Consider the following 3,889-nt stretch of genomic DNA (forward strand, 5'->3'; position numbering starts at 1 on the left):
CACGGGACGCGCGGCCCCGCAGGACCGCCGCCCGGCAACGTCGAACCGCACCGGACACGTACCGGCAGCGGGGCCCCGCCGCCGGGCGCGGCAAGAACATTTCACGAGGAGGTCCAGCACCCCATGTATGCCCTGTCCGTTCTGCTTGCCTTCATGCCCGTCATCGCCATTTTCGTGCTGCTGCTCGTGTACCGGGTGGCGGCAGACACCGCCGGGTACATCGGCTGGGCCGTGGCCGCCGGCATCGCCTGGCTGTACTTCGACACCGCCCCCACGGTCATCCTGCTGTCCAGCGTGGCGGGCCTGGTGGCCTCGTTGCCCATCGCCCTGGTCATGTCCGCCAGCATCCTGCAGATCACCGTCATGCAGGAAACCGGGGCCGTATCGCGCGTGGTGGCGCTGATGAAAAGCGTGGCTCCCGGCCAGCAGGCCGTGCAGATCATGCTGATCAACGTGGGCTTCGGCATCCTGCTCACCTCGCTGGGCGCGGTGACGGTGTCCATCCTGCCGCCCATCATGCTGGCGCTGGGCTATTCCACCTTTGCGGCCATCATCCTGCCCGCGCTGGGCTACGACGCGCTGTGCACCTACGCCCTGCTGGGCATCCCCGCCGTGGTCTACGCCAACTTCGTGGGCCTGCCGGTGACCGAGGTGGGCGGCTACTTCGCCCGGTTCATGCCCGCCATCTCCACCTGCATCGCCCTTGGCATGCTGTACCTTGCCGGCGGCATGAAGATGGTGCGCGAAGGCATCGTGCCCGCGCTCATCGCGGGCCTTACCGCCGGCCTGGTGGCCATCTTCATGGCCAAGCTGGGGCTGGTGACCATTACCGGCATTGCCGCGGGCCTTGCGGTCATCGCGGCTCTGATGCTGTACATCCGCCTGACGGGCCGCCCCCTGCGCGACCGCAGCCTGCTGAACGAGGCGGATATGGCGGCCGAGCGACGCCATTCGCTGGCCGCCGCCTGCTCGCCATGGATCATCCTGACCGTGGTTTCGCTGGTGCTCAACGCGCCGTTCCTGCCGTTCTTCGACCTGACCTTCAAGCAGTGGTCCATGCCGCTGGAAATCATCCCCAAGTCGCCGGAGCGGTTGCGCATCTTCTGGCAGGCCTACTTCTGGGTACTCGTCTGCACCGCCGCCGCACTGCCGCTCATGAAGGCCACGCGCCAGCAGGTGTCCACCGCGCTGGTCAAGGCGGGCAAGCGCGCCGGGCGTCCGTTCATGTCGGCCTCGGTCTTCTTCGCCATCGCCTACGTCATGAACCACTCCGGCAAGGGCGAGGACTGGTCCCTGGCCCAGCCGCTGCACAACATGGTCTACGTCATGGCCGACGCCTCGGCCTCGCTGTTCGGCAAGATGTACCCCTTCGTGGCGCCGTACCTGGGTCTGCTGGGCGGATTCATCAGCGGCTCGGAATCGTCGTCCATCGCCATGCTGACCAAGCTGCACCTGTCCACCGCCGAAAAGATCGGCGCGTCGGGCCTGGTCATCGCGGCGGCCAGCGGCATCGGCGGCGGGCTTGCCAGCGTCATATCGCCCGCCAAGCTGCAGAACGCGGCGGCCAGCATCGACCGCATCCGCGAGGCGTCGCAGGCCATCCGGCCCGCGTTCGTCATCTCGGTGCTGATCACCACGGTGTGCGCCGTCATGACCCTGTTCTGGGCCTTCCCGTAGGCATCCGCCTGAAACAACCGAAGGCCGGAAACGCACCCGTTTCCGGCCTTCTTCATTTCCCCCGCTGGCGTCCCGCCGCCCGCGCTGATAGCATGAAGGCTCCGCGACACTCCCTTTCCGATGCAGCAGAGGATGCCAGATGAAGTTCCTGCCCTCGCAGATCGCCTTTTTCATGCAGAGCCGCTCGGCCCAGCGCAACATGCGCTTCCTGCTTCGTTTCGTGCTGCTGCTGGTGGCGGTCATCACGCTGTACAGCGTGCTGTTCCACGTCATCATGGACTACGAGGGGCGCGACTACTCGTGGGCCACGGGCTTCTACTGGACGCTCACGGTCATGTCCACGCTGGGTTTTGGAGACATCACCTTTCTCAGCGATACGGGCAAGCTGTTCACGCTGGTGGTGCTGCTTTCCGGCATAATCTTCCTGCTGGTGATGCTGCCGTTCACCTTCATCCAGTTCTTCTACGCGCCGTGGCTTGAAGCGCAGACCCGCCTGCGCGCCCCGCGCGAACTGCCCGCCGAAACGCGCGACCACGTGATCATCGTGGGCGGCGACGCCACGGCCCTGGGCCTTGGGCGCGACCTGGCCCAGTACGCCCACCCCTACGTGCTGCTGTGCGCCGATGCCCAGACCGCGCTGGACTTGCAGGACCAGGGATTTTCCGTGGCCGTGGGCGATTACGACGACCCGGAAACCTACCGGCGGCTGCGCGTGGAACAGGCGGCCATGCTGGTGGCGCTGGACGGTGACGTGCGCAACACCAACGTGGCCTTCACCGCGCGAGAGGCCAGCCCCGACATACCCGTGGTCTGCGGGGCCGACCAGGACGAGGCCGTGGACATCCTGACCATGGCGGGCGGCACCCACGTGTTCCGGTTTTCCAGCATGCTGGGCCAGGGGCTTGCCCGGCGCACCCTGGCCGGGCACATGCGCACCGGCGTGGTGGGCCGCTTCGACGACCTGGTGGTGGCCGAGGCCCCGGTGATGCGCACCGGCCTGGTGGGCCATTCGCTGCGCGACAACGACCTGCGCAAGGTCACGGGCGTCAACGTGGTGGGGGTGTGGGAACGGGGCCGGTTCCAGTTGCCGCGCCCGGACGCGCCGCTGGAGGCCAGCACCGTGCTGGTGCTGGCGGGCACGCGCCAGCAGATGGACGCCTTTGACCGCCATATGGGGGGGCGCGGCGTGAACGACGCGCCGGGCGGAGCGGACCGGGCTGGCGTGATTGGCGTGACTGGCAAGTTTGGCGAGATTGGCGAAGCGGGCCGTGTCGACCGAACGGGCGGAACATCCACCGCCCCCGCATCCGACGAGCCGGTGCTCATCCTGGGCGGCGGGCGCGTGGGGCTGGCCGCGGCGCGGCAGTTCGCGGAAACGGGCATCGATTATCGCATCGTGGAGAAAAACCCCCGGCTGGTGCACGACGACATCCACACCATCACCGGCAGCGCCGCCGACCTCGACGTGCTGGAACGCGCGGGCATCCGCGAGGCCCCCGCAGTACTGGTCACCACCCACGACGACGACCTGAACATCTACCTGACCATCTACTGCCGCAGGCTGCGGCCCGGCATCCAGATCATCACCCGCGCCACGCTCGACCGCAACATCGGCATCCTGCACAAGGCCGGGGCGGACCTGGTCATGTCGCACGGATCGCTGGTGTCCAACACGGTGATCAACCTGCTGAACCCCGGCAAGGTGCTGATGCTCAGCGAAGGGCTGAACATCTTCCGCGCCCCGGTGGGGTTGGGCCTTGCCGGGCGCACCCTGAAGGACAGCGGCATCCGCGACGAAACCGGGTGCAGCGTGGTGGCCCTGCGCGGGCCGGACGGTCTTTCCGTCAACCCGGACCCCGCCCTGCTGCTGCGCTCCTGCGATGAACTGATCCTGATCGGCGATTCCGAGGCCGAACGGCGTTTTCTGGAACGCTACCCCGACAATGCTGAGTGCGAAGAGGTGTAAGCAACTGCGTCCGCACTGTCCTGCGGCATATGCCCGCAGGCCGATGCCCGCGAATGGCGGCTACCCAGGGCCCGCCGCGCGCCACAGCAGGCCCGCCCCGGATACGACGAACAGCCCCAGCAGCACCCTGCGGAAGGCGGCCTCGTCCAGACGCCCGAAGCACAGGTGCCCCCCGTACAGCCCGGCGGCAAGCGCGGGCAGCCCGGCGCAGAACAGCAGCAGCACCCGCCCGGTGAGCTCGCCGTG

Annotated in this window: 2 protein-coding genes and 1 pseudogene; 2 read left to right on the top strand and 1 reads right to left on the bottom strand. The window is 67.8% G+C overall.

The features are described from left to right. The first annotated feature begins 123 nt into the window (after positions 1-123). On the top strand, positions 124-1,677 hold the full coding sequence (locus tag FVW20_RS09265) for an L-lactate permease (RefSeq protein WP_196609192.1): 1,554 nt from the start codon (positions 124-126) through the stop codon (positions 1,675-1,677). Between the two features lie 139 nt (positions 1,678-1,816). Further along, positions 1,817-3,643 carry a potassium channel family protein gene (locus tag FVW20_RS09270; RefSeq protein WP_196609193.1) on the top strand — a complete coding sequence of 609 codons (1,827 nt, stop codon included), beginning with the start codon at positions 1,817-1,819 and terminating at the stop codon, positions 3,641-3,643. Positions 3,644-3,703: 60 nt separating this feature from the next. On the opposite strand, the pseudogene FVW20_RS09275 reads toward FVW20_RS09270, so the two are convergent. Continuing rightward, positions 3,704-3,889 (bottom strand): annotated as a pseudogene (locus FVW20_RS09275) (sulfite exporter TauE/SafE family protein); the annotation flags it as partial.

Source organism: Nitratidesulfovibrio oxamicus (genome assembly GCF_015731765.1).
GTDB lineage: Bacteria > Desulfobacterota > Desulfovibrionia > Desulfovibrionales > Desulfovibrionaceae > Cupidesulfovibrio > Cupidesulfovibrio oxamicus.